General features: G+C 39.9%; 27 protein-coding genes, 1 tRNA gene and 1 pseudogene. 13 read left to right on the top strand and 16 right to left on the bottom strand.

Translation table 11 applies throughout. From position 1 onward, the window contains the following. Positions 1 to 131 precede the first annotated feature (131 nt). The 6 genes from rpsB (at position 132) to ASF86_RS08730 (ending at position 4,507) form a co-directional block, all read left to right on the top strand. Complete coding sequence (gene rpsB / locus ASF86_RS08755) at positions 132 to 884, top strand: 30S ribosomal protein S2 (protein WP_002118204.1); 753 nt, start codon at positions 132 to 134, stop codon at positions 882 to 884. Between the two features lie 137 nt (positions 885 to 1,021). Beyond that, positions 1,022 to 1,897 (top strand): translation elongation factor Ts, encoded by an 876-nt coding sequence (gene tsf, locus ASF86_RS08750; RefSeq protein ID WP_017391947.1) that lies wholly within the window; start codon positions 1,022 to 1,024, stop codon positions 1,895 to 1,897. Positions 1,898 to 1,962: 65 nt separating this feature from the next. After that, positions 1,963 to 2,448 (top strand): DUF3465 domain-containing protein, encoded by a 486-nt coding sequence (locus tag ASF86_RS08745; RefSeq protein WP_056481186.1) that lies wholly within the window; start codon positions 1,963 to 1,965, stop codon positions 2,446 to 2,448. A gap of 105 nt (positions 2,449 to 2,553) precedes the next feature. After that, positions 2,554 to 3,378, top strand: coding sequence for a helix-turn-helix transcriptional regulator (locus tag ASF86_RS08740; protein ID WP_056481184.1), 825 nt, complete (start codon positions 2,554 to 2,556; stop codon positions 3,376 to 3,378). A gap of 93 nt (positions 3,379 to 3,471) precedes the next feature. Then, entirely contained in the window at positions 3,472 to 4,188 is a 717-nt protein-coding gene (locus ASF86_RS08735; protein ID WP_056481182.1) for an AzlC family ABC transporter permease, read from the top strand. Position 4,189: 1 nt separating this feature from the next. Continuing rightward, positions 4,190 to 4,507 (top strand): AzlD domain-containing protein, encoded by a 318-nt coding sequence (locus ASF86_RS08730; protein ID WP_045430063.1) that lies wholly within the window; start codon positions 4,190 to 4,192, stop codon positions 4,505 to 4,507. A 44-nt stretch (positions 4,508 to 4,551) separates the two neighbouring features. Here the strand turns inward: ASF86_RS08730 and ASF86_RS08725 are convergent, their stop codons facing one another. From ASF86_RS08725 to ASF86_RS08675, 11 genes are all read right to left on the bottom strand, one after another. Continuing rightward, positions 4,552 to 5,001, bottom strand: a complete 450-nt coding sequence (locus ASF86_RS08725) for a DUF962 domain-containing protein (protein WP_004643497.1) — start codon at positions 4,999 to 5,001, stop codon at positions 4,552 to 4,554. Between the two features lie 570 nt (positions 5,002 to 5,571). Continuing rightward, complete coding sequence (locus ASF86_RS08720) at positions 5,572 to 6,183, bottom strand: septal ring lytic transglycosylase RlpA family protein (protein ID WP_003650639.1); 612 nt, start codon at positions 6,181 to 6,183, stop codon at positions 5,572 to 5,574. Positions 6,184 to 6,472: 289 nt separating this feature from the next. Continuing rightward, positions 6,473 to 7,474 (bottom strand): lytic murein transglycosylase B, encoded by a 1,002-nt coding sequence (gene mltB / locus ASF86_RS08715; RefSeq protein WP_056481180.1) that lies wholly within the window; start codon positions 7,472 to 7,474, stop codon positions 6,473 to 6,475. 19 nt (positions 7,475 to 7,493) lie between these two features. Then, entirely contained in the window at positions 7,494 to 8,636 is a 1,143-nt protein-coding gene (gene rodA / locus ASF86_RS08710) for a rod shape-determining protein RodA (RefSeq protein ID WP_056481178.1), read from the bottom strand. A gap of 127 nt (positions 8,637 to 8,763) precedes the next feature. Next, complete coding sequence (locus ASF86_RS08705) at positions 8,764 to 9,414, bottom strand: hypothetical protein (RefSeq protein ID WP_017391955.1); 651 nt, start codon at positions 9,412 to 9,414, stop codon at positions 8,764 to 8,766. 23 nt (positions 9,415 to 9,437) lie between these two features. After that, positions 9,438 to 10,250 (bottom strand): NADPH-dependent 7-cyano-7-deazaguanine reductase QueF, encoded by an 813-nt coding sequence (gene queF / locus ASF86_RS08700; protein ID WP_056481176.1) that lies wholly within the window; start codon positions 10,248 to 10,250, stop codon positions 9,438 to 9,440. After that, positions 10,247 to 11,020, bottom strand: coding sequence for an ABC transporter permease (locus ASF86_RS08695; RefSeq protein WP_005039203.1), 774 nt, complete (start codon positions 11,018 to 11,020; stop codon positions 10,247 to 10,249). Before ASF86_RS08695 ends, queF begins: the two co-directional genes overlap by 4 nt. Beyond that, positions 11,017 to 11,952: an ABC transporter ATP-binding protein gene (locus ASF86_RS08690; protein WP_003650650.1), complete on the bottom strand. Its 936-nt coding sequence runs from the start codon at positions 11,950 to 11,952 to the stop codon at positions 11,017 to 11,019. Before ASF86_RS08690 ends, ASF86_RS08695 begins: the two co-directional genes overlap by 4 nt. Positions 11,953 to 12,068: 116 nt before the next feature. After that, positions 12,069 to 12,145 (bottom strand) — tRNA-Arg (locus tag ASF86_RS08685). 101 nt (positions 12,146 to 12,246) lie between these two features. Beyond that, positions 12,247 to 12,879: a hypothetical protein gene (locus ASF86_RS08680; protein ID WP_056481174.1), complete on the bottom strand. Its 633-nt coding sequence runs from the start codon at positions 12,877 to 12,879 to the stop codon at positions 12,247 to 12,249. A 147-nt stretch (positions 12,880 to 13,026) separates the two neighbouring features. Next, a complete protein-coding gene (locus ASF86_RS08675; RefSeq protein ID WP_056481172.1) occupies positions 13,027 to 13,713 on the bottom strand; it encodes a 3'-5' exonuclease in 687 nt (228 codons plus the stop codon). 103 nt (positions 13,714 to 13,816) lie between these two features. On the opposite strand from ASF86_RS08675, the pseudogene ASF86_RS19635 reads away from it, so the two are divergent. Continuing rightward, a pseudogene (locus tag ASF86_RS19635) lies at positions 13,817 to 13,969 on the top strand (alpha/beta hydrolase); the annotation flags it as partial. 23 nt (positions 13,970 to 13,992) lie between these two features. Here ASF86_RS19635 and ASF86_RS19210 read toward each other — a convergent pair. Further along, positions 13,993 to 14,154 (bottom strand): hypothetical protein, encoded by a 162-nt coding sequence (locus tag ASF86_RS19210; RefSeq protein ID WP_081407584.1) that lies wholly within the window; start codon positions 14,152 to 14,154, stop codon positions 13,993 to 13,995. 59 nt (positions 14,155 to 14,213) lie between these two features. Between ASF86_RS19210 and glyA the strand changes: the two genes are divergently transcribed. Then, entirely contained in the window at positions 14,214 to 15,467 is a 1,254-nt protein-coding gene (glyA, locus tag ASF86_RS08670) for a serine hydroxymethyltransferase (RefSeq protein ID WP_003650657.1), read from the top strand. Between the two features lie 62 nt (positions 15,468 to 15,529). Here the strand turns inward: glyA and ASF86_RS08665 are convergent, their stop codons facing one another. The 3 genes from ASF86_RS08665 to adeF are packed head-to-tail and all read right to left on the bottom strand — an operon-like array spanning position 15,530 to position 21,424. After that, on the bottom strand, positions 15,530 to 17,005 hold the full coding sequence (locus ASF86_RS08665) for an efflux transporter outer membrane subunit (RefSeq protein ID WP_056481170.1): 1,476 nt from the start codon (positions 17,003 to 17,005) through the stop codon (positions 15,530 to 15,532). A 12-nt stretch (positions 17,006 to 17,017) separates the two neighbouring features. Beyond that, positions 17,018 to 20,197, bottom strand: a complete 3,180-nt coding sequence (adeG, locus tag ASF86_RS08660) for a multidrug efflux RND transporter permease subunit AdeG (RefSeq protein WP_056481168.1) — start codon at positions 20,195 to 20,197, stop codon at positions 17,018 to 17,020. A gap of 6 nt (positions 20,198 to 20,203) precedes the next feature. After that, a complete protein-coding gene (gene adeF, locus ASF86_RS08655; protein WP_017387971.1) occupies positions 20,204 to 21,424 on the bottom strand; it encodes a multidrug efflux RND transporter periplasmic adaptor subunit AdeF in 1,221 nt (406 codons plus the stop codon). 197 nt (positions 21,425 to 21,621) lie between these two features. Here adeF and ASF86_RS08650 point away from each other — a divergent pair, with 197 nt between their 5' ends. From ASF86_RS08650 to ASF86_RS08630, 5 genes are all read left to right on the top strand, one after another. Next, positions 21,622 to 22,650, top strand: a complete 1,029-nt coding sequence (locus tag ASF86_RS08650; RefSeq protein WP_045125744.1) for a LysR family transcriptional regulator — start codon at positions 21,622 to 21,624, stop codon at positions 22,648 to 22,650. A gap of 174 nt (positions 22,651 to 22,824) precedes the next feature. Further along, positions 22,825 to 23,610 carry an ABC transporter substrate-binding protein gene (locus tag ASF86_RS08645; protein WP_056481166.1) on the top strand — a complete coding sequence of 262 codons (786 nt, stop codon included), beginning with the start codon at positions 22,825 to 22,827 and terminating at the stop codon, positions 23,608 to 23,610. Between the two features lie 91 nt (positions 23,611 to 23,701). Further along, positions 23,702 to 24,391, top strand: coding sequence for an ABC transporter permease (locus tag ASF86_RS08640; protein ID WP_005039343.1), 690 nt, complete (start codon positions 23,702 to 23,704; stop codon positions 24,389 to 24,391). After that, positions 24,388 to 25,101 carry an ABC transporter permease gene (locus ASF86_RS08635; protein ID WP_017387975.1) on the top strand — a complete coding sequence of 238 codons (714 nt, stop codon included), beginning with the start codon at positions 24,388 to 24,390 and terminating at the stop codon, positions 25,099 to 25,101. Before ASF86_RS08640 ends, ASF86_RS08635 begins: the two co-directional genes overlap by 4 nt. 12 nt (positions 25,102 to 25,113) lie before the next feature. Then, on the top strand, positions 25,114 to 25,890 hold the full coding sequence (locus ASF86_RS08630; protein ID WP_017387976.1) for an ABC transporter ATP-binding protein: 777 nt from the start codon (positions 25,114 to 25,116) through the stop codon (positions 25,888 to 25,890). A gap of 72 nt (positions 25,891 to 25,962) precedes the next feature. Here the strand turns inward: ASF86_RS08630 and abeS are convergent, their stop codons facing one another. After that, positions 25,963 to 26,292: a multidrug efflux SMR transporter AbeS gene (gene abeS, locus ASF86_RS08625; protein WP_003650669.1), complete on the bottom strand. Its 330-nt coding sequence runs from the start codon at positions 26,290 to 26,292 to the stop codon at positions 25,963 to 25,965. Positions 26,293 to 26,306: the final 14 nt, after the last annotated feature.

Below are 26,306 nucleotides of genomic sequence, written 5' to 3'. Positions count from 1 at the left end.
ATCTTTTACGAACAATTTTGATAGATGGGGTAAAAAATCCGCACATATATCGTCACATTACTCTGGGTGCCTGTAAAAGGGTGGAGAATGCGGATATATGGAGGCCTAACCCAAACTTTAAGGTAAAGAAAATGGCAGATTACAACGTAAGCATGCGCGACCTTCTTCAAGCTGGCGCGCACTTTGGTCACCAAACACGTTTCTGGAACCCAAAAATGCGTCAATACATTTTTGGCGCGCGTAACAAAATTCACATCATCAACCTTGAGCACACTGTTCCTGCGTTAAATGATGCTTTGAACTTCGCTAACCAATTAGCAAGCAAAAAGAACAAAGTTTTGTTTGTTGGTACAAAACGTGCTGCTTCTAACATCATCCGTGAACAAGCTCAACGCGCTGGTCAACCATATGTAGATCACCGCTGGTTAGGTGGTATGTTGACGAACTGGAAAACACTTCGCCAATCTATCAACCGTTTAAAAGATCTTCAAACTCAATCTCAAGATGGTACTTTTGCTAAGCTTACTAAACGTGAAGCTTTAGAACGTGCTCGTGAGATGGAAAAACTTGAGCGCTCTTTAGGCGGCGTTAAAAACATGGGTGGTTTACCTGACGCATTATTTGTAATCGACGTTGATCACGAAGCGATTGCAATCAAAGAAGCGAAGAACTTAGGTATTCCTGTTATCGGTATCGTTGATACAAACTCTAACCCAGACAACGTTGATTACGTTATTCCGGGTAACGACGATGCGATCCGTGCAGTAACTCTATATGCTTCAGCTATGGCTGACGCAATTCTTGCTGGTAAAGAATACGCTCAATCTCAAGCGAACGCTCAAGCAAAAGGCGATGACGCTGCGAAAGACGCTTCTGAGGCTTAATGCGTTTTGACGCAGGCTTGTCATTTTTGCGACATGTAATGGTGGCAAATTAAGCGTCGAGAGTGCAAACGGCCCAGAGTTTCTTTGGGCCGTTTTTGTTGAAAAGATTTATTTTCTACCGATTTTAGGAGATCAACATGACTGCAATTACTGCAAGCATGGTAAAAGAATTACGTGACCGTACTGGTCTTGCAATGATGGAATGCAAAAAAGCATTAACAGAAGCGAACGGTGACATCGAGCTTGCTATTGATAACCTTCGTAAATCTGGTCAAGCTAAAGCTGCTAAAAAAGCAGGTAACATTGCTGCTGACGGTGCAATCACAATCGTTCAAGAAGGCAACAAAGCAATTTTAGTTGAAGTTAACTGTCAAACTGACTTCGTTGCTAAAGACGAAAACTTCTCTAACTTCTCAAAAGCTGTTGCTACTGCTGCATTAGCCGCTGGTGAAACTGATGCTGCTAAAATCGCTGAATTAAAATTAGCAGACGGTCAAACAGTTGAAGAAGCTCGTATTGCACTTGTTCAAAAAATCGGTGAAAACATCCAAGTTCGTCGCGCGAAAATCGTTGAAGGCGAAAGCTTGGCTATCTACAAACACGGTTTAAAAATCGGTGTTGTAGTTTCTTATACAGGTGATGCTGATACTGGTAAAGGTATTGCAATGCACATTGCTGCATTCAACCCAGTAGCTGTAAATGCTGAAGCTGTTCCTGCTGACCTTATCGCTAAAGAAAAAGAAATTGCTGAAGCGAAAGCGTTAGAATCTGGCAAACCAGCTAATATCGTTGAAAAAATGGTAACTGGTTCTGTTGATAAATATTTGAACGAAGTTGCTCTTGATCGTCAAATGTACGTAATCGACAACGACAAAAAAGTTGCTGATGTATTAAAAGCAACTGGTACTAATGTTGCTAACTTCGTACGTTTTGAAGTTGGTGAAGGTATCGAGAAAAAAGTAGAACTTAGCTTCGCTGAAGAAGTTGCTGCTGCTCAAGCTGCTGCGAAGTAATTCGTATCACGATAAAAAAAGCCCCTTTGGGGCTTTTTTTATCTCGACTAAAATGAGGGCTTAGAATGATAAATAAAAAAAATCTTAGTATTGGCAGTGTCATTATTTTATTGGTTGCTGGATATTTTGGTCTGGATTTATCTGGGCATAAGCAAAATCAATTACCGTCATCAACCATACCCGAAGCTCGGCATACAGAAACTACATTACCAAGTAATGGAGTCGACAACATAAAAGCTGCTCATGAGCAGAGACAAAGTAATGTTCAGGTGCAGGGAAGTGGTCGGGTAAAAGCAATTTTAAAAGATGATAATGATGGGTCGAGACACCAGAAATTTATTCTTGTATTAAAAAATGGCCTTTCAATTTTAGTCGCACATAATATCGATTTAGCTCCTAAAATTCCTAATTTAAAAAAAGGTGACATGGTAGAATTTTATGGCGAATATGAATACAACCCTAAAGGTGGTGTATTGCACTGGACTCATCGTGATCCACAAAGTCGTCATCAAAGCGGTTGGCTCAAACATGATGGGCAAATCTATCAATAAAGCCGAATAAACGAATAAAGAGATAGTTTTTTATAGAGCAATTTTATTCTATTCAGTTTCCTAAAACATGTTATGGTTTTTTTATTGAATGGATGAGACGTATTTATGCAGCGGGAGCAAGCCGATTATCTGCATGTGCGAGAGCTGGGCGGTTTAGAGTTATTAAAAGCACATTATCACCAAACGCAATTTTCGAAGCATACTCATGAAGGGTATTGTATTGGCGTGATTGAAGAGGGCGCACAGTCTTTTTTTAGGACAGGCCAGCTACATGTAGCTCCTAAAGGCGATATTATTTTAGTAAATGCTGACGAGATTCATACGGGTTCATCTGCTGTTGAGTCGGGTTGGCGATATCGGGCGATTTATCCCACACCTGAAATGTTGGCAGAAGTTAGCCAAGATTTTTTTGAAAATCCGCATGGGGCGCCGTGGTTTCCTCAAGCTGTGATTCGTGACTTGGGTTTGGCCCAACAACTTTGTTTACTCTTTGATTTGTTAGAACAAAAAGATAATTTCTTACTCAAAGAAACAATGTATTTGTCTACTTTAGCCTGTCTAATGAAGCGACATGGTAAATCAAATCAGACTTTTTGTGAGCTGCCAGAGGCATATTCAAAAATATTAAGAGTTAAAGAGTTACTGGTAGAAATGCCTGAAACGAATTTTTCTTTGCAAGATCTGTCTGACATGGTGGGCTTGAGTGCATGGCATTTCTTAAGACAATTTAAAAAATATGTGGGCTTGCCACCTCATGCCTGGCTTGTTCAAGCACGCTTACAAAAAGCAAGGCAATTATTAAAACAGGGTGACCAAATTGCGATGGTGGCACAGCAGTGTGGCTTTTCTGATCAAAGCCATTTTAATCGCCACTTTAAAAAAGCAATGGGAGTGACACCAACTCAATATGTAGCTAGTCTAAATAACTAAATTATTAAAAATTTACTTACAGCAATTTTATTCAATATAAGTAGGCTTTCATCAAGCATTTTATAGAAATGCTTCTTATATTGGATTCTATATATGAATATTCAGCTTAATCAGTCGGTTGAGTTTCCAAAAAATAAGCCATCCTATCTTTTTTTGCGCGGTGCAATGGATATTTTACCGTTGTCAATTTCTGTTATTCCATGGGCAATTTTAGCAGGCTCTATGGCAATTCATGCAGGTTTATCTTTCTATAAGGCGCTTGCGATGTCAGGAATTGTCTTTGCTGGAGCAGCGCAATTAGTTAGCTTAAGCATGGTCATGGAAGGTGCATCCACTTTTACAATTTATGTGACGATTTTCTTTTTAACAGCTCAGCATTTTATTTATGCATTAACTTTAAGAAATGACATTTCTATTTTGCCTCTTTCTAAACGATTAAGTTTGGGTTTTTTATTAACAGATGAATTATTTGCGGTGTGTGCATCCGGTGAAAAAAGGCAGTCAGAATACCTGTTGGGTGCAGGCCTATCTTTTTATTTATTCTGGGTAGTGTTTAGCTTGGTAGGAATACTTTTAGCAACAGTGATTCCTGATTTATTAAATTATCATTTAGATTTTTCAATTGTGGCTATTTTTGTTGCTATGATCGTACCGTTATGTAAGGGGTTGCCTGTACTTGCTGGTGTGCTAATGACCTGTTTTAGCGGATTTTTCTTTAAATTTTATCAGGTTGAAGGGGCGATTTTACTTTCAGGATTACTAGGGATGTTGGTTGCTGTGTTAACTGAAAAAATAGAGAAGGAGCGATAATATGTCCTGGTTCATGATTTTAGGCTTGGCAGCAATCATCTTTTTTAATCGTTATTATTTTTTAGAGCCTAACGTTAAAATTAAACTGCCTCTTATTATGAATAAGATGCTTAATTATTCTGCTCCCTGTTTATTAACAGCAATTTGTATTCCGGTTGTTTTTTTTGATGGCGATAATTTAAAAGGAGTTTTAGATAATTCTTATATTTATGCAGCAATCTTTTGTATTGTAATTTCCATTTATCTAAAAAGAGTACTTTTAAGTGTTATCGCTAGTTTAGTTTTTTTCTATTTTATAAATTTTCTAATAAATCAGTAAAATGTAAAAAGCTGAATCGAGATGATCCAGCTTTAATTTAATAATTAGGAAAGAGCATGTTTTTGTCTGCTTTTCCATTTAGGTAAGATTTTTCCTAAATAGGCATCCATGCACCAAACTGGTCCAATCAGTAGAAATTGTAAATCTTTAAAGAAAGATGGCTTTTTGCCCTCGATTTTATGGCCATAAAACTGTCCAACCCAAGCAACTACAAAAATAGCGATATAAAATCCTACTCCTACAGGTAGGGTGTAAATAAGCCACGCCATAACCACCAGTAAAGCAGCCATTGCAACAGCAAGTACAAGATCTAAACGTGCATAAAATACGAGAGTTAGTACAAGTAATAGAGCTGTGAGTAAAGCGCTGAAATGGGCAATGATTCCAATAATAGAAAATAAAATGGCAGGAACGCAGAGCCAGTGAATTTGTTTGTTGGTTGGGTTTTGATGGCTTTCGCTATATTCATCAAACCATTCTGTAATGGATTTCATTAATGGCACACTCCTTGTTCTAGCTTTGATTTATTTTTTCTGAGTATATTTTATCCTGTTCTTAAGGTGGGCGACAAGAAACCGGTATTATTCAACTATAGGAACTTGGCAATAAAGATTTAAAAAGAACATGAGAAAAACGTAATGTCTGGGTGATAGAAAAAGTACTCAATGTAACCTTGAGAATGATGCAATATTTCAGAATATTTTTTATAGGTTGCTAGATGATGAAATCATCAAAAAAAGTGTGATTTTGAGATAGGTGGGAAAATTGCATGAAAAAGCTCTACTTATCTACTCTAAAAACGCCATAATTAGTCTTAATTTTATAAAAATGGTACTAGGGTAGCGGAAATTTAATAAAGTCGCTCTAAACGCAATTTAGAAGCAAAATAAGCTTGGATAAGATAAACGTACTTTTTTGTGTAAAAAATATTCAAATTTAAGGGTGGAGAAGGGCTAAAAAAGATAATTTTTTAAACCTAAGTTAGAAATTATTTTTATAGTTTAAAACATAAAAAAGCCGCAGAAAAAATTGCGGCTTTTTACATGAACTCTAGAGGCTATAACTTATGAAGTTGGACCATCAACACGTTCAATATTTACTTTTGCAGTTCCCGCATTGGTAATACCAAGACGTTTAGCAGCACCGTATGATAAGTCAAGTACACGATTGCCATGGAAAGGACCACGGTCATTTACTTTTACAACCACACTTTTACCATTGTCTTTGTTGGTTACTCGGATGTAACAGTTCAATGGTAGGCTACGGTGAGCAGCAGTTAGAGCATTCATATCGAATGTGTCACCACTTGCTGTTTTGCGTCCATGGAATTGACGACCATACCATGAAGCCATGCCAGTTTGGCTAAACTTACGAACAGTGTTTGAAGCTACTGTGTTAAGTTTTTCAATCACTGAAGGCTCATCTTCAGGGATTTCAATTTTTGCTGCGATCGCTTGACGACGGATTTGATCGCCAGAACGTTCAGTGATTGAAAGACTGTTAATGTTAGAAAAACGAGAATTAAAATTTTGAGTATCTTTACTCAATACACGAGCTGCTAAATTAGAGCCATCTACATCACTATTTAATGATGATGATTGCACCATTTCAGCATGCAATGGGGCCATACTTAAACTAGCCGTCAGTGCAAGAACGTATTTCAGCGATAACTGCATTTGTATAAACTCCTGAGAACATGTACTTTTTTCTTTCAGCGATTGACTGAAATTTAAAGTGAACATGTCTGATTATTCACTTTTGCAATTGCTACATTGGGGTGGATAATATTCATCGCTTACGGAGAGTGTCTAGTCTTTAACGAGAAATCGTTACAAAAAGGGCAAAAACTTACAGTTCCTGGTTAAAAAATAATCAAAAGTGTAACAATATATTAAATTTGTGCGTATTGTGATCTATTTAACAAAAATATTTATTGACTTTTACATAACTCACAAAAAAGCTAGCCTATCGGCTAGCCACTTCAGTGCCTAATAACCATACAGCAGTCGCATACATACGGCTCTTATTATAGGTCGTAATTACTTGAAAATTTGGGTAAGTTAAATAGTAAATCGGACCATTATAGTCTTGTAATTGAATAACATTTACCATATCCAGATCATCAATTTTAACTAAAGGATTTAATGGTGAGATGCCTAGTGTCTTTAATGCACCATATGGAAAAGGCTGAGTTAAATCTTTAGCAATAATACTTTCCGGATTTGATCCCGTGTAACGCGCCATAAAGCCGATAGGTTGATCGCGTTGCCATCCTTGTTTTGCTAAGTAGTTTGCGATTGAACCAATTGCATCTACCGCAGAGTTTCTTAAGTCGATATGCCCATTACCGTCATAATCGACCCCATATTTACTAATATTGCTCGGCATAAACTGTGGATAGCCAATTGCACCTGCGTAGGAACCTACAATACTATTTGTTGGGTAACCTTCTTTATAAGTCCATGCAATAAGAGCTGCTAACTCATCGCCAAAATATTCAGCACGGCGAGGGTAGCCAAAAGCAAGTGTGGCTAAGGCATCACGTGTAATAAAAGAACCTTTATTCGCGCCATAACCTGTCTCAACACCCAAAATGCCCAAAATGACAGCTTGAGATACACCATATTGTTGTTCAGCGCGATTTAAAGCATCTGCATATTGGTTTTTAAAACGGACGCCACGTTGAATTGTCCCTTCAACCAAAAACATAGAACGATAGTCATACCAAGGTTTGCTTTCCCCTGGACGAGTCATAATATTTAGAATGTTTGGTAAATTTTTTGCACCACTCATGGCTGCATCAACTTGATCGCCACTTAACCCATAAGCGCTCATCGTTTTTTGTTTAAAATTTACATAATCAGGATGTGTTGCAAAATCGTTGGCCTGAGCGAAGTGACTTGTACTGATTAAACCAGTACACAAAGCAAGCATTTTTAAAGTTTTATTTAAGTGTTGAGACAACATATCGTTTTAAAATTCCAGATTATCGATGTGTATGAATGGACATGACTAAACCAAAGGTGGCCATTAAAGTAATAATAGCTGTTCCACCATAACTCATAAAAGGTAAAGGAACACCTACTACAGGTAAAATACCACTGACCATTCCCGCATTTACAAATACATAAACAAAAAAAGACAAACCAAAGGCGCCAGCAACTAAACGTCCATAGTTATGGAAGCTTTGTAAGCCGATTTGGAATGTTCTAAAAATAATAGCAAAATAAAGAATAACTAAAATAAGTACACCGATGAGCCCAAATTCTTCGGAATACGCGGCAATAATAAAATCGGTATGACCTTCGGGTAAAAAGTGCAAATGTGATTGGGTACCTTCAAGAAATCCTTTACCCGAAAAACCACCAGAACCAATCGCAGTTTTCGATTGAATAATATTCCAACCTGTACCGAGCGCATCCGCCTCTGGGTCAAGTAACGTTAAAACCCTTTGACGTTGATAGTCGTGTAAAAGAAATTCCCACGCAATTGGAATGATGACTGCAGCGCACGCTCCCGCAGCACCGATCATACGCCATGATAGTCCACTTAAAAATAAAACAAATATGCCACTTGCTAGCACTAACACTGATGTCCCTAAATCGGGTTGTTCTGCAATTAGTAAAAAAGGGATACCAATCAACACTAATGATAAAACAACTTGTGAAAAGCTAGGGGGAAGGGGTTTACGCGCTAAAAACCATGCAACCATCATGGGCATACCGATTTTCATAAACTCACTGGGTTGGACACTTCCGAAACCGGGAATATCAATCCAGCGCTGAGCACCCATTCGGACTTCGCCAAACACCATGACTGCCACAAGTGAAAATAAGCCAAACAAATAAAAATATGGAGAAAAAGCTTGATAGACCTTGGGCGGAATTTGGGCTAGACCAAACATAACTAAAAAGCCAATACCAAAACTCATGGCTTGTTTACTCACTAACCCTACATCTTGTGCAGAAGCACTATATAGTACGGTTAAACCTAATAAAGCATTTAAGAGCAGAAATAGGCATAACCAAGGGTCAACATGGAGCTGTTGCCACTTTGACGGTTGCATAGCGGTGCTAAGACCATCTCGAGGAGCTTGGCGTAAAAATTTATATTGTGGGCTAGGAGACATGCGGCGTTAACTAAGGTCAATCAGTGCTTGGCGCATGCTAACATAAACGTGGTGAATGGCAATGTATATCAATATTTTGCAATAAAAAAACCTAGCTCTCGCTAGGTTTCCGATAGTCTATTTTTTATTAGTTAAAGAATAGACCATCATGATATTCAGCCATCGCTTTAAGTTCGGTGCGATTTAAGCTTGGAATCAGTTTGTCGATTGCAATGTGAACAGCTTTTGTTACGGCTGCTGCACCAATATCGGCTGCCTTACGTTTGATCATACCGAGGTCTAATGTTTTATTAAAATCAGACATGAAATGTTTGATCATCGCATCGCCGAATTGTTTATATAATTCAGCTAAAGCAGCTTTATTAATGTCATTTCCTGCTTCAAGCTCAGTAAAGTTATGCTTAAGGTTAGTCACTAAACCTGCATCTAAATTTACGCCTACTTTATATTGACCTTGTGGGTCTTTAAATAAGCTTTTTTCAGAGAACTCAACTGACTGTTTAACTACATCGTTAGGTGCTTTGCTTAACAATTGCTTTAAAAGGACAGCAACGGTTGATTTGACATAACCTGCTAGTTTTTCGGCAGTATCGCGCTTTTCACTTGCAGGAAAATGCTGAACTAACTGAATCAAGACATTATCAATAATTTCTTCATTAAGTTGTAAAGCAATCTTATCGCGAAGTGGATATAAAGGTTCACTAGAATTTTTATTCGCAATTCCAGTCTGCATATCGTTCAATAAGCCTTCAGAAGGGGTAAAACCAAAAAACGGCATGGTATATCCTCAAATTATTCGTTTTATTGTCGTGCCAATCGAATCGGTTTTGGCATCCATGAAAGATCCGATACTCGGCAAGGGTTAATATCAAGTCCGCCGCGACGAGTATAAGTTGCATAAACCATCAGCTTTTCAGGCTGTAGATTTTGCCAAATATCGGCAAAGATCTGCTCAACACACTGTTCGTGAAAGCCGTTATGCTGACGGTACGAGATAATATAAGCTAAAACACTACGATAACAAGGTTTTTTGCCTTTAAAACGAATAAAAACTGTACCCCAATCCGGTTGTCCCGTGACTGGGCAGTTACTTCTTAAAAGATGAGAATACAATTCAACTTCGACTTCTTCACCAGAATCATCTAGTTTTAAGAGAGTGGCATCAGGATGCTGCTCTAAACGCTTTGGAGTGAGGTTATCAACACAAATACCTTGAGGCTTAGAAATCTCTAAATCATCTACTTGAAATAGGGTTAACTCAACTTTTGCACCAGCCGCAGCAGAGAGATCTTTTTCAACCGTTTCAATAAATGATTGTTTAGACTCAAACTGAGTGAAATTAAGACTATTGAAGTAAAGTTTTAATGACTTAGATTCAATCAAATTCGGTGAAGATGCAGGTAGCGTAATTCTGCCAATAGCAACTTGCGGGATAGCATGAGCGTTTAACCATGAAATTTCAAAAACATGCCACCAATCTTTACCTTGTGTGATGCCTTCAATATGCGAGTAGGCTTCACGAGACTGAGCACGGGAAATTGGAAATAAAACATCAGGTTGATAGTTAGTTGGATATTGGGTTTCTTTACCCAATAAAGACTGTTCGACACTCATTCACGCATTCCTGAACCACGAGCAAGTAAATAGTAAGCAATTCCGTAAAGTACAACACAGCATGATGTCACAATGATTAAAGAGAATGAAACATTCACATCGCTATGACCTAAAATGCCGAAACGGAAAGCATTAACCATATAAACAATAGGGTTAATTAAAGAAAGTTTTTGCCAAAAAGGACTAAGTGCACTAATGGCATAAAACACACCACCTAAATAAGTTAAAGGTGTAAGAACAAAGGTTGGAATAATAGAAATATCATCAAATGATTTTGCATAGACTGCATTAATAAAACCACCTAATGAGAAAAGAACCGAAGTAATTAAGACTGTATATATAGTTACGAACCAGTTGTGTATGAAAAGGTCAGTAAAGAACATGCTCATTGCAGTCACAATTGTACCAACTAATACACCACGGCAAATACCACCAATCACATAGCCCCACAAAATAATATGGAGTGGCACAGGACTCATGATGAGTTCTTCAATACTTTTTTGGAATTTTACGCTAAAGAAACTGGAAGACACGTTGGCATAACTATTCGTAATGACAGCCATCATAATTAAGCCAGGCACAATAAATTGCATATAGCTCACGCCACCCATTTGTCCAATGCGTGAACCCACCAAATTACCAAAAATGACGAAGTACAAACTCATTGTAATTGCCGGTGGTAATAAGGTTTGTGGCCAAATGCGTAGAAAACGGCGTACTTCTTTACGAACTATGGTCCAGAGAGCAATTTGCAGTTGGCTAAAATTCATTTTGCCTCTCCTTCAAGATTTTTCTCGACCATTTTGACAAATAACTCTTCTAGACGGTTCGATTTATTACGCATGCTGTGAACACGAATACCTTGAGATTCTAATAACTGGAATAGGTCATTCAATGTATGTGCTCTATCCATCGTTACTTCTAAAGTATTGCTATCAATTAAGTTGAACTTGACACCAATAATGTTTAACTGGAGCGGCCCAATTGGTTCGGCTAAATCGAAGATAAATGATTCTTCATTAAGCTGATTAAGGAAGCTCTTCATGCTGGTATCTTCTTTAATTACACCACGGTCAATGATCGCAATGCGACGACACAACATTTCTGCTTCTTCTAAATAGTGGGTCGTTAAAATAATAGAAGTACCGCTTTCGTTCATTTCGGTTAGAAAATCCCACATAGAACGGCGTAATTCAATATCTACACCAGCAGTAGGTTCATCTAGAATAAGAAGTTTAGGCTCATGCATCATGGCACGGGCAATCATCAGACGACGCTTCATACCGCCAGACAGCATACGTGCTTGTATATTACGTTTTTCCCACAAACCGAGTTTTTCTAAATAATGTTCGGCACGTTTTTCTGCAATCTTTTTATGGATACCGTAGTAGCCAGCTTGAGTGACTAAAATATCGAATGTTTTTTCAAACTGCCCGAAGTTAAATTCTTGAGGAACGACGCCAAGCTGCTGTTTTGCCAGAGAAGGATGGGTATCGAGGTTGTGCCCAAAAATCTCAACTGTTCCTGAGGTTTTCTTTGTGAGGGAGCTGATAATACCAATGGTTGTTGATTTGCCGGCACCATTTGGGCCTAACAACGCATAAAATTCACCTTCAGGCACAGTGAGGTTAATACCTTTTAACGCCTGAAAACCATTACGATATGTTTTGGACAAATCTCTTAAAACCAAAGCATCAGTCATGAAATTCTCACATTATGAAAGAGGGGTATATTTTGAGCGATAATGATTAATAAACCAAGTAAAATAGTCGGAATTTTATAAAATTAAGATAAATTGAGAAATTATTATATAAAAGCTGGTGCGCCCGGCGGGGATCGAACCCACGACCCCAGGTTTCGGAAACCTGTACTCTATCCAACTGAGCTACGAGCGCATGTGTGGGGCACATCATAGGAAAAAAACACTTGCAGGTAAAGCACGAAATACATGCCAAGTGATTTTAATGCTTAATTAAACAGCAAGTTGTTCAATATTTTATATGCTTTGTGAAAGAAGCTGAATTGAATAGTTAATTGTACGTAAAGCTCTTGCAAGTTCCTGAGGAGGAATACGTGATTCTTGCAAACTTGTAATCCATTGTACCTGACATAATTTAAGCTCTTGTATTGTTGTAGCTTTCTCTATTTTTTGAACAAGTGGTTTGGTCATTAGTCCGCAATAGCTGCTAAGTGTTTTTATCATTAACTGTTGTATTTCTTCGAAAGAAAGAGTCTGAGAAGGTATTAGTGGTTGAAAATATGTAGTACTGGGCTGATCTAAAGTTTTTTGCTCGGAAAGCTGGGTTTCTCCAACAAGATGAGGGGAATGCAGTATAGAACTATCAACAGATTCTTTTTGATTTTCTTCTACTTTATTTATGGCTGATGTTTTTAAAATAATTTCTTCATTCGTAGATGTTTCGGTAGAGGCAATTGGGGCAATAAGTTCTAAGTCGATAAGCTGTTGAATCAGCTCTGGAGAAGCAATACGTTTTTTAAATTCACCATTTAAGTTCTGAAAATCTTCATGGTCTATTAATAGTAACAAACGTCTTTGTTTTGCATTTAAAACAATATTGCGTTGTTGAAGCGCAACTCTTCCCAAATTGGTTCTATAAAAACCAGCCATTACTTTTCCCCAATATAAAAATAAATCAGACTGTTCAATCTTCTGAGTCGAACAGTACTGTTTTTAATAAAATATAAATGGGGTTAACAATAAAACCTAAAAATGACAATATGATGAATAATCTATAAATATCATTTGGTTAAGATATTAAAAGGCACTTTCTAATGCTTTGCGAAGATAGACATCAAGCTCATCTTGGCGTAATAGCCATTGAATATAGTCTTTAGGAAGTTCAGCAATTGCTGTGCCTTTATGCTTACCAAAGTTAACAGTAGTGGGAATACGTGCTTCTTCAGAAACTCGGTAGAGCTCTTCAATATCTTGAATATTTAAATGATAGACAATATGCATCAAGATATTAGCAGTCAAAATAATATCAGCATCGGCACGGTGAGCACCTTTAAGCATTTCCCGAGCTTTGCTGCTACCTTGAGAAATCATATAGATCAGTGCTGAGATATTATGAGCCTCTGCATCTGCCCAAACTTTACGTGCCAAAGCCAAAGTACAAATCGGTTTAATATTCGATACATCTACACCGCAACGCGTAATCGCGGCAATATCGTAATCAATATTGTGACCAATAATATAAGTCGTGCTCTCTGGTAATTTAAACGTTTTATAGTGAGGCTGGTTTTCTAAATCTGACTCTAATATATGGTGAACTGCCATAGCCGCGTAAGAAATAGGAGCACCGACTTGATAGAGCTGATCAAACAATTTGCTTTTATCTAAAGTGAGTTTACCTTCATTAAGTTCGATCGGAGCATACGCAATTTCAATAGGCAAACCATTTAGTGTATGTGTTTCTGTATCTAAAATAATGGTTTGCATAACTGGCCCTTTAAACAATCACGAGTAGCTATGAATGTTAACAGTTGGCTATTCACTTTAAAACATTTTATATGGGCAGAATTAGATTGGTATACCATTTCTTAAAGTCGCAACGGATATCTTGATATCTAATGCCACAGTAATAGGTACTAAAATTAATAGTTATGTTACGGGTAATTGGGACCATGGTACGGTCATGAGTACTAATGTAGACAACATCGTTGGAAATGTTCAAACTTTGCTAACAGCACAATAGAGTTATTGATATTTAAAGTATTTTTAACATTGTTGTAAGATAAAGTTAATGATGGGAAAATTAAAAATATAAGCTTTAAGCGGGCTTTTTAATTGATTTATAAACAATGGCTCATTTTTTATAAAACTTGAGCCATTTTTATTTAAAACTGAGCTAACTTGATTCTGTTTAATTATAAACTTCATGCTACAATATGTCGCAATCTTAGCACGGCTTAAAAGCCCTACTTATAGGACCCCCGCTAATGTTTGCCAATATTTCCATTTCTGAATTTGATCCAGAATTAGCTCAAGCAATTGCTTCTGAAGGTGAGCGTCAAGAAGCACATATCGAGTTAATTGCATCTGAAAACTATTGCTCTCCTGCTGTGATGGAAGCGCAAGGATCAAAACTTACGAACAAATATGCAGAAGGTTATCCAGGTAAACGCTATTATGGCGGTTGCGAATATGTGGATATTATTGAGCAAATGGCGATTGATCGTGCTAAAGAACTTTTTGGTGCAGATTACGCAAACGTTCAACCACACGCTGGTTCACAAGCTAACTCTGCTGTTTATCTAGCGCTTCTTAACCCAGGCGATACTGTTTTAGGTATGAGCTTGGCTCACGGTGGTCACTTGACTCACGGTGCAAAAGTAAGCTTCTCTGGTAAAACTTATAATGCGGTTCAGTATGGTCTAAACTCTGAAACAGGCGAGATCGATTACGAAGAAGTTGAGCGTTTAGCATTAGAGCACAAGCCACGTATGATCGTTGCTGGTTTCTCTGCTTACAGCCGTGTTGTAGATTGGCAACGTTTCCGTGACATCGCGGACAAAGTTGGCGCTTACCTTTTTGTTGATATGGCTCACGTTGCTGGTTTAGTTGCTGCGGGTGTATATCCAAACCCAGTTCAAATTGCTGATGTAACCACAACTACGACTCACAAAACACTTCGTGGTCCACGTTCTGGTTTAATCCTTGCGAAAGCGAATGAAGAAATCGAGAAAAAACTTCAATCAGCTGTATTCCCTGGTAACCAAGGTGGTCCATTGATGCATGCGATTGCTGCTAAAGCAATCTGCTTCAAAGAAGCAATGTCTGATGACTTCAAAGCTTACCAACAACAAGTTGTGAAAAATGCTCAAGCTATGGCTGAAGTATTAATCGCTCGTGGTTATGACGTTGTTTCTGGCGGTACTGACAACCACTTATTCTTGTTATCTTTAATCAAACAAGACGTAACTGGTAAAGAGGCAGATGCTTGGTTAGGCGCTGCTCACATTACTGTTAACAAAAACTCAGTTCCAAATGATCCACGCTCTCCATTTGTGACTTCTGGTATCCGTATCGGTACTCCAGCAGTAACAACTCGTGGTTTCGGTGAAGCTGAAGTTCGTGAACTTGCTGGTTGGATCGCTGATGTGATTGACAGCAAAGGTGACGAAAAAGTTATTGCTGACGTAAAAGCGAAAGTTGAAACTGTTTGTGCAAAATTCCCTGTATACGCACAATAAGTTGTAGATATAAAAAAAGCGCCGTATGGCGCTTTTTTTATATCTAGTTAATTACGTAAGAATTAACTTTTAGTTTTTAGCGATGAATCTGCATCATGCCATCCACCACCTAATGCCCGAATTAAATCTACACTAGCCATCATTCTGCTGCCGTTAAGCTGAGCAGAAAGTTGTTCTTGTTGCAAAATAGTACGGTCAGAATCAATTACATCAAGATAGCTAATAGCACCTTCTCGATAACGTAGGTGAGAAAGCTGATTTGCGTGACGAGAAGAAGAGAGTGCTTGGTTTTGAGCTTGAATTTGCTGATCGAGAATTCTTTGATCAGATAAACCATTTTCAACTTCGCGAAATGCATTCAGTACAGTTTGGCGATAATTCGCCACGCTTTCTTCATAGGCTGCTCGCGCTTGAGCGACTCCTGCTTTACGTTGCCCGCCGTCAAATAATGGCAAAGATAAAATAGTGCCTGCGACTGGCCCAAGTAAGAATGTGCGGCTCGACCATTTACCTAAATCACCTAAAGTTGATGATTCATAACCGAGTGCACCTGTTAGGTCTAGTTTTGGAAAAAAAGCAGCGCGTGCAATTCCAATACGCGCATTATCTGCTGCCATAGCACGTTCAGCAGCAGCAATGTCAGGCCGTCTTTCAAGCAAAGTTGAAGGCAGACCTGCTGGAAGGCGAATGCTGTTTGTTGCTAAGGGTTGAGTTGCTAGGTTGAAGTCAGCTGGCGTTTTTCCAAGTAAAACAGCAAGTGCATGTTCTGCAGTTGCTCGGTTACGGGCAATCGTTAGGGCATTGGTTTGGGCTGTAGCCAGTTCGGTCTGCGCGCGAGAAACATCTAATTCACTGACTAAACCATTACGAAATCGAGTTTGAACTAGATATCGAGTCTCACCAAGTAATTTAATAGTGCGATTATAAATTACTTGTTCAGCATCAAGCTGGCGGATTAGAAAATAGCCTTGTGCAACATCTGCTTGTAATGCTAAAAGTGCCGACTGGTATAGCGCTTCTTGTTGCTGTACATCGGCTGTTGCTGCATTGACACTACTAGCAATACGGCCAAATAAATCGAGCTCATACGAGATATTCGCTTGAGCACGCCATAAAGTTTGTGCAGATGTATGCGCATTATCATCTAAACCCAGTGAAGCGGGAGATGGTTTTTGGCGAGTTGGGCCAAAGCCAGCACCAATACTTGGTAAGCGTTCCGCTTGTGCTGCTGAACGTAATGCACGTGAAGCCTGAATATTGGCAGCAACAGCTTTAAGGCTTTGGTTACCAGCAATTGCTTGTTGCTCTAGTTCGTTTAACAGTGGGTCATTAAAAACACGCCACCATTCGCCACGTGATTGTGCGTCGGCAGGTTGAGCAGTTTTCCAGTTGCTATCTTCAAGTTTAGGGTCTGACTCTTTAAATTTAACAGGAACTATGACCTTTGCAGGTTGATATTCCGGAGCCAATGAGCAGCCTGCAAGGAGCAGGCTTCCCATGAGTGAGGACACTAACCATTTTTGTTTTGATGATGTCATCAAATGCCCTCCTTAGTGATCATGTGGGTTAGCTAATGGCGCTTCATGGACGGCTGCCGAATGCAGTTTATGTTTGCTGTTGAGTGTACGAATCAGGACATAAAAGGCAGGGGTGAGGAATAAACCAAACAACGTTACCCCGATCATGCCAAAGAACACGGCAATACCCATGGCATGACGCATTTCAGAACCTGCACCTGTTGATGTAACCAGTGGTACTACACCCATAATAAATGCAATAGAAGTCATTAAAATTGGGCGTAAACGCAGACGACTCGCTTCAACTGCGGCATTAAATGCAGTTGCACCTTGCATTTCAAGTTCCCTTGCAAATTCGACAATTAAGATGGCATTTTTACAGGCCAGCCCGACCAGTACCATCAGACCAATTTGCGTAAAGATGTTGTTATCTCCACCCGTAAGCCAGACACCTGTCAGAGCCGCTAAGATTCCCATTGGCACAATGAGGATTACAGCTAAAGGCAGAGTTAAGCTTTCGTATTGTGCTGCCAATACCAAGAACACGAGTAATACACTGATTGGGAAAACCCACAGTCCTGCATTACCAGCCAAGATTTTTTGATAAGTTAAATCAGTCCATTCAAACTTAATACCGCGTGGTAAGGTTTGAGCAGCAATACGTTCAACAGCAGCTTCAGCTTGGCTAGATGAATAGCCCGGTGCAGGGCCGCCGTTAATGTCCGCTGAGGTATAGCCGTTATAACGCACGACCATTTCTGGACCATAAGTTTGAGTCACGTTCACCAATGAAGATAAAGGCACCATTTGTCCGGCACTATTGCGGGTTTTAAGCTGCAAAATATCTTCAGGGTTCGCACGGAAAGGAGCATCGGCTTGCGCTCGAACCTGATAAACACGTCCAAAGCGGTTAAAGTCGTTAACGTACTGAGAGCCTAAATAAATCTGCATGGTGTTGAACACATCGGTTACAGCCACACCTTGCTGCTTGGCTTTTACACGGTCCAGATCTACGTTCAGTTGAGGTACATTAATTTGATAACTTGAGAACATTGGACCAAGTTCAGGGGCTGATTGTGCTGCTTTCATAAAGTTTTGTGCAGCATCATTCAAGGCTGAATAGCCTAAGGCACCTCGGTCTTCAAGTTGGAGTTTAAAGCCGCCCATGGTACCTAAGCCCATCACTGGTGGTGGTGGGAAAACTGCAATATAGGCATCTTGAATGGCTGAATATTTCTGGTTTAGAGCACCTGCAATTGCATTGGCAGATAAGTCTTTGGCCTTACGTTCATCGAATGGCTTTAACGTCACAAAGACAATACCAGCGCTTGAGCTGTTGGTAAAACCGTTAATGGATAGGCCAGGGAATGCAACAGCACTTTCTACACCAGGTTGCTTAAGTGCTGTATCGCTCATTTTACGAATGACTGCTTCGGTACGATCTAATGAAGCGCCATTTGGTAATTGAGCAAAGCTAATTAAATATTGTTTGTCTTGGGCAGGAACGAAGCCACCCGGAACAATGTAAGAAATACCAACGGTTAAGCCCAGAAGTGCAGCATATACACCCATTGCAGATGCTTTATGGGAGATAACACGACTTACGCCTTTACCATAGTTGTCTGACGCACGTGTAAATACGCGGTTAAACAGCGCAAAGAAACGTCCAAATACACGGTTCATAATGCGTGTTAAAGCATCTGGTTTAGCATCGTGCCCTTTAAGTAACATGGCTGCTAAAGCAGGAGAGAGCGTAAGGGAGTTAAATGCCGAAATGACAGTTGAAATGGCAATCGTCATGGCAAATTGTTTATAAAATTGCCCTGTTAAACCCGTCATAAAGGCTAGCGGTACGAATACTGCAACGAGGGTTAAGGCAATCGCAATAATTGGACCACTCACTTCTCGCATGGCGCGATAAGTTGCGTCTCTTGGGCTTAAACCTGCTTCAATATTCCTCTCGACATTTTCGACGACGACAATCGCGTCATCGACCACAATGCCGATGGCAAGTACCATCCCAAACAGTGATAACGCATTGATGGAATACCCAAAGGCAAGCATAAGTGCAAATGTACCAATAATAGAAACCGGTACTGCAAGCAATGGAATAATCGACGCACGCCATGTTTGTAAGAATAAAATAACAACCACAACAACCAGTGCAATTGCTTCAAGTAAGGTATGAACGACTGCTTTAATACTAGAGCGTACGAATTGAGTTGGGTCGTAAACAATGTCGTATTTAATTGAAGATGGGAAATCTTTTGAAAGCTCTTTCATCGTGCTACGCACTTGATCGGAAACTTGCAAAGCATTGGCACCCGGAGCTTGGAAAATTGGAATGGCAACTGCTTGTTTATTATCGAGCAATGAACGCAAGCCATATTGTGAGGCTGCAAGTTCAACACGTGCAACATCACCCAATCGGGTGACTGCGCCATCGGGTGCAGTTTTTAAAATAATGTCTGCAAATTCTTGCTCAGTGGTTAAACGACCTTGAGCATTCACTGAAAGTTGTACAGGTGAATTGGTTGGTGACGCACCAATTGTACCTGCCGCAACCTGAATATTTTGTTCACGGATTGCATTCACAATTTCAGTGGCTGTGAGGTTACGTTGCGCTACTTTTTGTGGGTCGAGCCACACCCGCATAGCGTAGTCACCAGAACCAAATAAACCGACTTCACCTACACCTTGTAAGCGTGCCAAACGATCTTTTACGTTCAGTACAGCGTAGTTACGTAAGTAAGTCATGTCATAGCGGTTATCTGGTGAAGTCAGATGTACCACCATGGTTAAAGTGGGAGAACTTTTTAAGGTGGTGACACCTAAACGCTGTACATCTTCAGGTAAACGAGGCATTGCCTGAGACACACGGTTTTGAACCAATTGTTGAGCTTTATCTGGGTCAATACCGAGTTTGAAGTTCACTGTAATGGTTAAGTTACCGTCGCTGTTTGCTTGAGATTGCATATACAGCATGTCTTCTACGCCGTTGATCGATTCTTCAAGCGGAGAGGCAACAGTTTCAGCAATTACTTTGGGGTTTGCACCCGGATATTGAGCACGCACAACCACAGATGGCGGTACAACTTCTGGATATTCGGAAATAGGTAACTGGAATACCGACAGTAGACCAGCGAGTAAAATCAGTACTGATAAAACACCAGCAAAGATTGGCCGATCAATAAAGAATTTAGAAATATTCATATGTGATTAACCTTTTGCCGGAGTTGACGTTTTTTCTGTTGGCTGAGGTTGAGGTGTGTTAGTACTTGCAGTGATTTGTGCATTCGGCATCGGGACGAGGTGTGGCGTAACGGGATCACCCGGACGAATACGCTGTAAACCATTCACCACAATACGGTCGCCCGCTTGTAATCCGCTATTCACGATTTGCAAGCCATCTTGTTGTGCACCGATTTTTACTTCGCGGTAAGCAGTCTGGTTTTTAGCATCGACAACAACGACAAAGCGTTTATCTTGATCGACCCCAATGGCTGTTGGGCTAATGAGAATCGCTGAACGTGGTTGGCCACCACCAAGACGAATTCGAGCATATAAACCCGGTAATAAAACTCCGTTTGGATTGTCGAAAGTCGCTCGAACACGAATCGTACCTGAGGTTGTGTCTAGGTTATTGTCGATTGAGTTGATGGTTCCCTCACGAGAAAAACCAGTTTCATTGGCAAGCCCCATATAGACAGGAACTTGTGCAGAATTACGTTGATTACTGATATATTTCAGGTAAGTTTGTTCATCAACATCAAAAGATGCATAGAGACGCGATACTGACACTAAACTCGTTAAAACTTGTGCTCCGTTGCCAGCAGAAACCACATTACCCACGGTTACTTCAGCACGAGAAATTCGACCGCTAACCGGTGCAGTAATACGGGTATATTCCAGATTTAAGCGTGCAGATTGAACGGCTGCTCTGGCTGCTTGTAGGTTGGCACTAGCTGAGCGTGCATCATTTTCTGCCAGATCAAGCTCTTGGCGTGATACAGCATTACTTTGAATTAGACGTTGAATACGGGAAAGATTGGTTGCGGTATAGGTGACTTGCGCTTCGGCTGAAGCAAGTTGAGCCTTGGCACGGTTGAGTTCTGCTTCAAATGGTCGAGGGTCAATTGTGAAAAGCAAATCACCTTTTTGAATTAGACTACCATCTTTAAAATGAACGGCAATGAGTTTGCCCGAAACTTGAGGCCGAATGTCGACCTGATCAATCGCCTCTAGACGACCGGAATATTCTTGCCAGTCGGTAATGGTTTTGCTGATGACATTGGAGATATCAACAGTGGCAGCTTGTTGGGCAGTGGTCGGTGCAGCTTTTGCATCGGCATTTTCATGTAGAAATATAAAACTGCCTCCTGTTGCTAAAAGGGCAACAAAGATGGCAGACAGTGCGAACTGTTTGCGGGAAAATGACATGAGGTGCTCCTACTTATTTGGATACCTGTTTTCAGACTTTTAATTATGGTCCGTATGGGAGAAACAGGGTTTGGGGGATGGACGGAGCATAAAAGTTTGTCAATCACGAATAAATATATTAAATTCGATAACACTATTCGTATTTTTATAACAATTGATGTATTTGAATTAAAAAATGCATTGATAGGAGTGTGCGTGTGGATCTATTTCATGCCATGAAAGTATTTAACAAAGTTGTCGAAACAAATAGTTTCAGTTTAGCGGCTGACAGTTTAGGCCTACCGCGTGCTTCTGTGACTACAACCATTCAAGGTTTAGAGAAACATTTACAAGTTCGCTTATTGAACCGAACCACTCGTAAACTCAGTTTGACACCCGATGGTGCGGTTTATTATGAACGTACTTCGCGAATTTTAGCCGATGTTGAAGATGTCGAATCGAATTTTCATGACTCGGAACGTGGACCAAGAGGCCGACTACGTATTGATGTTAAAGCCTCGATTGGGCGGCTGATCCTGATTCCGATGCTTTGTGATTTTCATGCCAAGTATCCCGATATTGATTTGGTGATTGGAATGAGTGATCGTCCAGTCGATTTGGTACAAGATGCGGTGGACTGTGTCATTCGTATTGGTCAGCTGAAAGATTCAAGTTTAGTTGCACGTCGTATCGGAAGCATTCAGTGTGTGACGGTTGCAGCACCCCGTTATTTGGCTGAACATGGCGAACCGGAAACTATTGATGATCTACAAAAACATCAGGTCGTGCATTACTTTAACAGTCGTACCGGACGTAATATCGACTGGGATTTTATGGTTGATGGTGAGATTCATAGCGTTGGCGTGAAAGGGCGCGTTTCTGTCAACGATGGTGATTCATATGTTGATTTGGCTGTACAGGGTTTTGGCTTAATTCAATGCCCATATTATATGGTGGCGAAACATCTGGAGGATGGCTCACTCAAGGAAGTGCTGACTGAATGGTTGCCAGCACCCATGCCAATATCAGTCGTATATCTACAAAACCGTCATTTATCGCCTAAAGTTCGTGTGTTTGTTGATTGGGTGGCCGAATTATTTGCAGGTTGTCCATTGTTGAGTGGTTGCTCAATGGTATGGGATCAGAAATGTGAATTTGCCAGTGCCAAAGAACATAACCATGAATACACCATTCGGACATTGGTCGAAAATGAAAATATGGCAGAGGCTTATACACTCAAAAATTAACCTCGCAGTTTGATTGATTTTTCAACATTTAATCAGTTAATACGATCTGCTGTTTTGACATCTTCCTGATTGTTTAACTTATGGTATAAAAATTGCAATTATTTCGGCAGAAGAGTAATTTAGAAATACTCAAATTTTTATCACCTTATTTGGATTTCAAGGAGAAGCTTCAAGATGGCAAGCTTTATGAAAAAAATGTTCGTTTCAACAACCTTAGTTCTGGCTGCTGTTGCGACTAATGTGCAAGCAAAGGATTGGAAGGTGATTCGTTTTGGTACTGAGTCCTCTTATGCACCGTTTGAATATAAAACACCAGATGGCAAGTTAACTGGTTTTGATGTTGATTTGGGTAATGCCATTTGTGCAAAACTCAAAGCCAAATGTGTTTGGGTTGAAAACTCTTTTGATGGGATGATTCCAGCACTTAAAGCGAAAAAATTTGATGGCATTCTTTCATCAATGACGGTGACTGATGAACGTGCAAAACAAATTTTGTTTAGTAGCAAAATCTACAATACGCCAACGCGCATGGTTGCAAAAAAAGGCTCGCCGTTATTACCGACAGCTGCATCATTGAAAGGTAAACGTGTAGGTGTACAACAGGGCACAATTCAAGAAACTTATGCTAAAACCTATTGGGCAACAAAAGGTGTAACCGTTGTACCTTATCCAGTCCAAGATTTGATTTATCAAGACATGATGTCAGGTCGTTTAGATGCAACTTTACAAGATGCAATCATGGTTGATGGCGCTTTCTTAAAACAACCAAAAGGCAAAAACTTTGCATTTGTCGGTGGCAATATAGTTGATGCAAAAACACTGGGTGTAGGCGCTGCTATTGGTTTACGCAAAGAAGATGCAGATTTGAAAGCGAATATTGATAAAGCACTCGCAGCAATCATTGCGGATGGTACATACAAGAAACTAGAGAAAAAATATTTCTCCTTTAACATTTACTAATGATGTGAAAAATGTCGGCTGAGTGCCGACATTTTTAAATCTATTCTCATCTCATCAATATTAGATATTGTTTTTAAGGAGAAGATGAGTCATGTTTTTATCTGGCTATGGGCCACTCCTTCTCAGCGGGACATGGATGACCCTTCAGCTTGCGCTGTTGTCACTTTTGCTTTCTGTCATTATTGGCTTAATTGGTGCGAGCTCAAAACTCTCTAGTTTTAAAGCCTTACGCTATATTGCGACCGCCTATACCACACTCATCCGTAGTGTGCCTGACTTGGTGATTATGCTGCTGTTATTTTATAGCTTGCAGTTGGGTCTAAACCAAATTACTGAATCACTGCAAATGGATCAAATTGATATCAATCCATTTGTGGCGGGTGTGATTACTTTAGCGTTCATTTATGGTGCATATTTTACCGAGACCTTTCGTGGTGCATTTCAATCTGTTCCAACGGGTCAAATTGAAGCAGCAATGGCCTATGGTATGACCCCTTGGCAGGTTTTTCGACGTGTATTATTCCCTCAAATGATGCGTTTTGCATTGCCAGGCATTGGTAACAACTGGCAAGTCTTGATTAAGGCAACCGCACTGGTTTCAATTATTGGCCTGACTGATATTGTAAAAATTACCCAAGATGCAGGTAGAAGTACCATGCAACTGTTCTTTTTCAGCATCGTGGCTGCTGCGATTTATCTGGCAATTACCACGGTTTCGAACCTGATTTTAATGTGGCTTGAGCGTCGTTATTCTGCCGGTGTGAGGAAGGGACAATTATGATTGAAATCCTTCAACAATATTGGCAGGCATACCTTTGGACCGATGGCCTACAAATGACCGGTGTCGCGATGACTGCTTGGTTATTGGTGCTTTCAATTGGTATTGGCTTTGTGCTTGCTGTGCCTTTATCACTTGCACGAGTATCAGAAAATCTTTGGTTGCGTGGTCCAGTTTGGTTGTATACATATGTTTTTCGTGGCACACCACTGTACATCCAATTGCTGATTATTTACTCAGGCATTTACAGCTTTGATTACATCCATGAACATCAGACGCTCGATGCTTTTTTTCGAGAGGGCATAAATTGCACCATTTTGGCATTCGCGCTCAATACTGGTGCATATACGACTGAAATCTTCGCTGGGGCGATTCGTTCTATCCCACATGGCGAGATTGAAGCTGCACAAGCTTTCGGTATGTCAAAATGGAAACGCTATACCCGCATTATTATTCCGTCGATGTTGCGCCGTGCTTTACCATTTTATGGCAATGAAGTCATTTTGATGTTGCACGCGACAACCATTGCATTTACAGCAACTGTTCCTGACATTTTAAAAATTGCGCGTGATGTAAATGCGGCAACCTATGACACCTTCAATGCTTTTGGAATTGCCGCAGTGTTGTATGCGATGCTGGCATTTATTTTGATTTGGCTATTTCGTAAGTTGGAAAAACGTTGGTTGGCATTTTTAAAGCCATCGAATCATTAGGAGACATAAATAATGGAACAAGTTGCAAAACTAGTGATTCGTGATTTACATAAGACATTTGGCGATCATGAAGTACTGAAAGGGATATCACTTGATGCAAATGCTGGTGATGTCATTAGTATCATTGGTTCATCTGGTTCAGGTAAAAGTACCTTGCTACGTTGTATTAACTTTTTGGAACAACCGAGCAATGGCACCATTAAACTTAATGGTGAAAAACTACGTACAGTCTTTGATAAAAAAGGCAATTTAAAAGTGGTTGACCCAAAGCAACTACAAAAAATGCGTACCCAGCTCATGATGGTGTTTCAGCATTTTAATTTATGGTCACACATGACGGTGCTAGAAAATGTTATTGAAGGGCCAATTCACGTACTCGGGGTAAAACGTGCTGAGGCAGAAGAACGTGCGCGGAAATATCTACGCAAAGTTGGTTTGCCTGAAAGCGTTGAAAGTAAATATCCTGCATTTTTATCTGGTGGTCAGCAGCAACGTGTAGCGATTGCTCGTGCTTTGGCTATGGAACCGGAAGTTATGTTGTTTGATGAACCAACCAGTGCGCTTGATCCAGAGTTAGTGGGTGAAGTACTCAAAGTAATGCAGGGCTTGGCTGAAGAAGGGCGCACCATGATTGTGGTGACACATGAAATGGGCTTTGCGCGTCATGTATCTAATCAAGTAATTTTTTTGCATCAAGGGAAAATTGAGGAACAGGGTCATCCTGATGAAGTACTCAATAACCCGAAAAGTGAACGTTTAAAGCAATTTTTAACGGGTAGTTTAAAATAAGCTGTTCATACCGAGTATGGTGAAGGCTTTATAAAGCACTCTCATCATACTCGGTTGCTTTTTAATTATATTTTAAAGATGGGTATTTTTAGAAAACACATTAATAATGATAATGCCTGCGATCATTAAAGTAAGACCAATGCAGGCTGCCAAGTCTAAATGCTGTTTGTAAAATATCCAGCCAATTGCAGAAATTAAAATAATACCCGCGCCAGACCAAATGGCATATGCAATTCCGATTGGAATTGTTTTTAGCGTCAGAGACAATAAATAAAAAGCAATTGCATAACCCACAACAGTAATAATCGAAGGAATTGGAACAGTAAAACCTTGAGATGCTTTTAAAGCTGAAGTTGCAATGACTTCACAAGCAATCGCAATTGCTAAATAAAGATAAGACATGGGGAGCTACGCCA

Source organism: Acinetobacter sp. Leaf130, assembly GCF_001423205.1.
Taxonomy (GTDB): domain Bacteria; phylum Pseudomonadota; class Gammaproteobacteria; order Pseudomonadales; family Moraxellaceae; genus Acinetobacter; species Acinetobacter calcoaceticus.
This window is presented reverse-complemented; position numbering and strand designations above follow the sequence as displayed.

What these genes read in the sequence shown, in the direction of transcription:
- mltB (WP_056481180.1), bottom strand. Translation starts at nt 7,474, where the DNA reads ATGTTGTCTCAACACTTAAATAAAACTTTAAAAATGCTTGCTTTGTGT.
- ASF86_RS08725 (WP_004643497.1), bottom strand. Translation starts at nt 5,001, where the DNA reads ATGAAATCCATTACAGAATGGTTTGATGAATATAGCGAAAGCCATCAA.
- ASF86_RS08645 (WP_056481166.1), top strand. Translation starts at nt 22,825, where the DNA reads ATGGCAAGCTTTATGAAAAAAATGTTCGTTTCAACAACCTTAGTTCTG.
- ASF86_RS08690 (WP_003650650.1), bottom strand. Translation starts at nt 11,952, where the DNA reads ATGACTGATGCTTTGGTTTTAAGAGATTTGTCCAAAACATATCGTAAT.
- ASF86_RS08745 (WP_056481186.1), top strand. Translation starts at nt 1,963, where the DNA reads ATGATAAATAAAAAAAATCTTAGTATTGGCAGTGTCATTATTTTATTG.
- ASF86_RS08675 (WP_056481172.1), bottom strand. Translation starts at nt 13,713, where the DNA reads ATGCAAACCATTATTTTAGATACAGAAACACATACACTAAATGGTTTG.
- ASF86_RS08705 (WP_017391955.1), bottom strand. Translation starts at nt 9,414, where the DNA reads ATGCCGTTTTTTGGTTTTACCCCTTCTGAAGGCTTATTGAACGATATG.
- ASF86_RS08695 (WP_005039203.1), bottom strand. Translation starts at nt 11,020, where the DNA reads ATGAATTTTAGCCAACTGCAAATTGCTCTCTGGACCATAGTTCGTAAA.
- ASF86_RS19210 (WP_081407584.1), bottom strand. Translation starts at nt 14,154, where the DNA reads ATGAAGTTTATAATTAAACAGAATCAAGTTAGCTCAGTTTTAAATAAA.
- ASF86_RS08635 (WP_017387975.1), top strand. Translation starts at nt 24,388, where the DNA reads ATGATTGAAATCCTTCAACAATATTGGCAGGCATACCTTTGGACCGAT.
- ASF86_RS08720 (WP_003650639.1), bottom strand. Translation starts at nt 6,183, where the DNA reads ATGCAGTTATCGCTGAAATACGTTCTTGCACTGACGGCTAGTTTAAGT.
- rodA (WP_056481178.1), bottom strand. Translation starts at nt 8,636, where the DNA reads ATGTCTCCTAGCCCACAATATAAATTTTTACGCCAAGCTCCTCGAGAT.
- ASF86_RS08640 (WP_005039343.1), top strand. Translation starts at nt 23,702, where the DNA reads ATGTTTTTATCTGGCTATGGGCCACTCCTTCTCAGCGGGACATGGATG.
- ASF86_RS08665 (WP_056481170.1), bottom strand. Translation starts at nt 17,005, where the DNA reads ATGACATCATCAAAACAAAAATGGTTAGTGTCCTCACTCATGGGAAGC.
- abeS (WP_003650669.1), bottom strand. Translation starts at nt 26,292, where the DNA reads ATGTCTTATCTTTATTTAGCAATTGCGATTGCTTGTGAAGTCATTGCA.
- glyA (WP_003650657.1), top strand. Translation starts at nt 14,214, where the DNA reads ATGTTTGCCAATATTTCCATTTCTGAATTTGATCCAGAATTAGCTCAA.
- ASF86_RS08680 (WP_056481174.1), bottom strand. Translation starts at nt 12,879, where the DNA reads ATGGCTGGTTTTTATAGAACCAATTTGGGAAGAGTTGCGCTTCAACAA.
- ASF86_RS08735 (WP_056481182.1), top strand. Translation starts at nt 3,472, where the DNA reads ATGAATATTCAGCTTAATCAGTCGGTTGAGTTTCCAAAAAATAAGCCA.
- rpsB (WP_002118204.1), top strand. Translation starts at nt 132, where the DNA reads ATGGCAGATTACAACGTAAGCATGCGCGACCTTCTTCAAGCTGGCGCG.
- ASF86_RS08740 (WP_056481184.1), top strand. Translation starts at nt 2,554, where the DNA reads ATGCAGCGGGAGCAAGCCGATTATCTGCATGTGCGAGAGCTGGGCGGT.
- ASF86_RS08630 (WP_017387976.1), top strand. Translation starts at nt 25,114, where the DNA reads ATGGAACAAGTTGCAAAACTAGTGATTCGTGATTTACATAAGACATTT.
- queF (WP_056481176.1), bottom strand. Translation starts at nt 10,250, where the DNA reads ATGAGTGTCGAACAGTCTTTATTGGGTAAAGAAACCCAATATCCAACT.
- adeG (WP_056481168.1), bottom strand. Translation starts at nt 20,197, where the DNA reads ATGAATATTTCTAAATTCTTTATTGATCGGCCAATCTTTGCTGGTGTT.
- adeF (WP_017387971.1), bottom strand. Translation starts at nt 21,424, where the DNA reads ATGTCATTTTCCCGCAAACAGTTCGCACTGTCTGCCATCTTTGTTGCC.
- tsf (WP_017391947.1), top strand. Translation starts at nt 1,022, where the DNA reads ATGACTGCAATTACTGCAAGCATGGTAAAAGAATTACGTGACCGTACT.
- ASF86_RS08730 (WP_045430063.1), top strand. Translation starts at nt 4,190, where the DNA reads ATGTCCTGGTTCATGATTTTAGGCTTGGCAGCAATCATCTTTTTTAAT.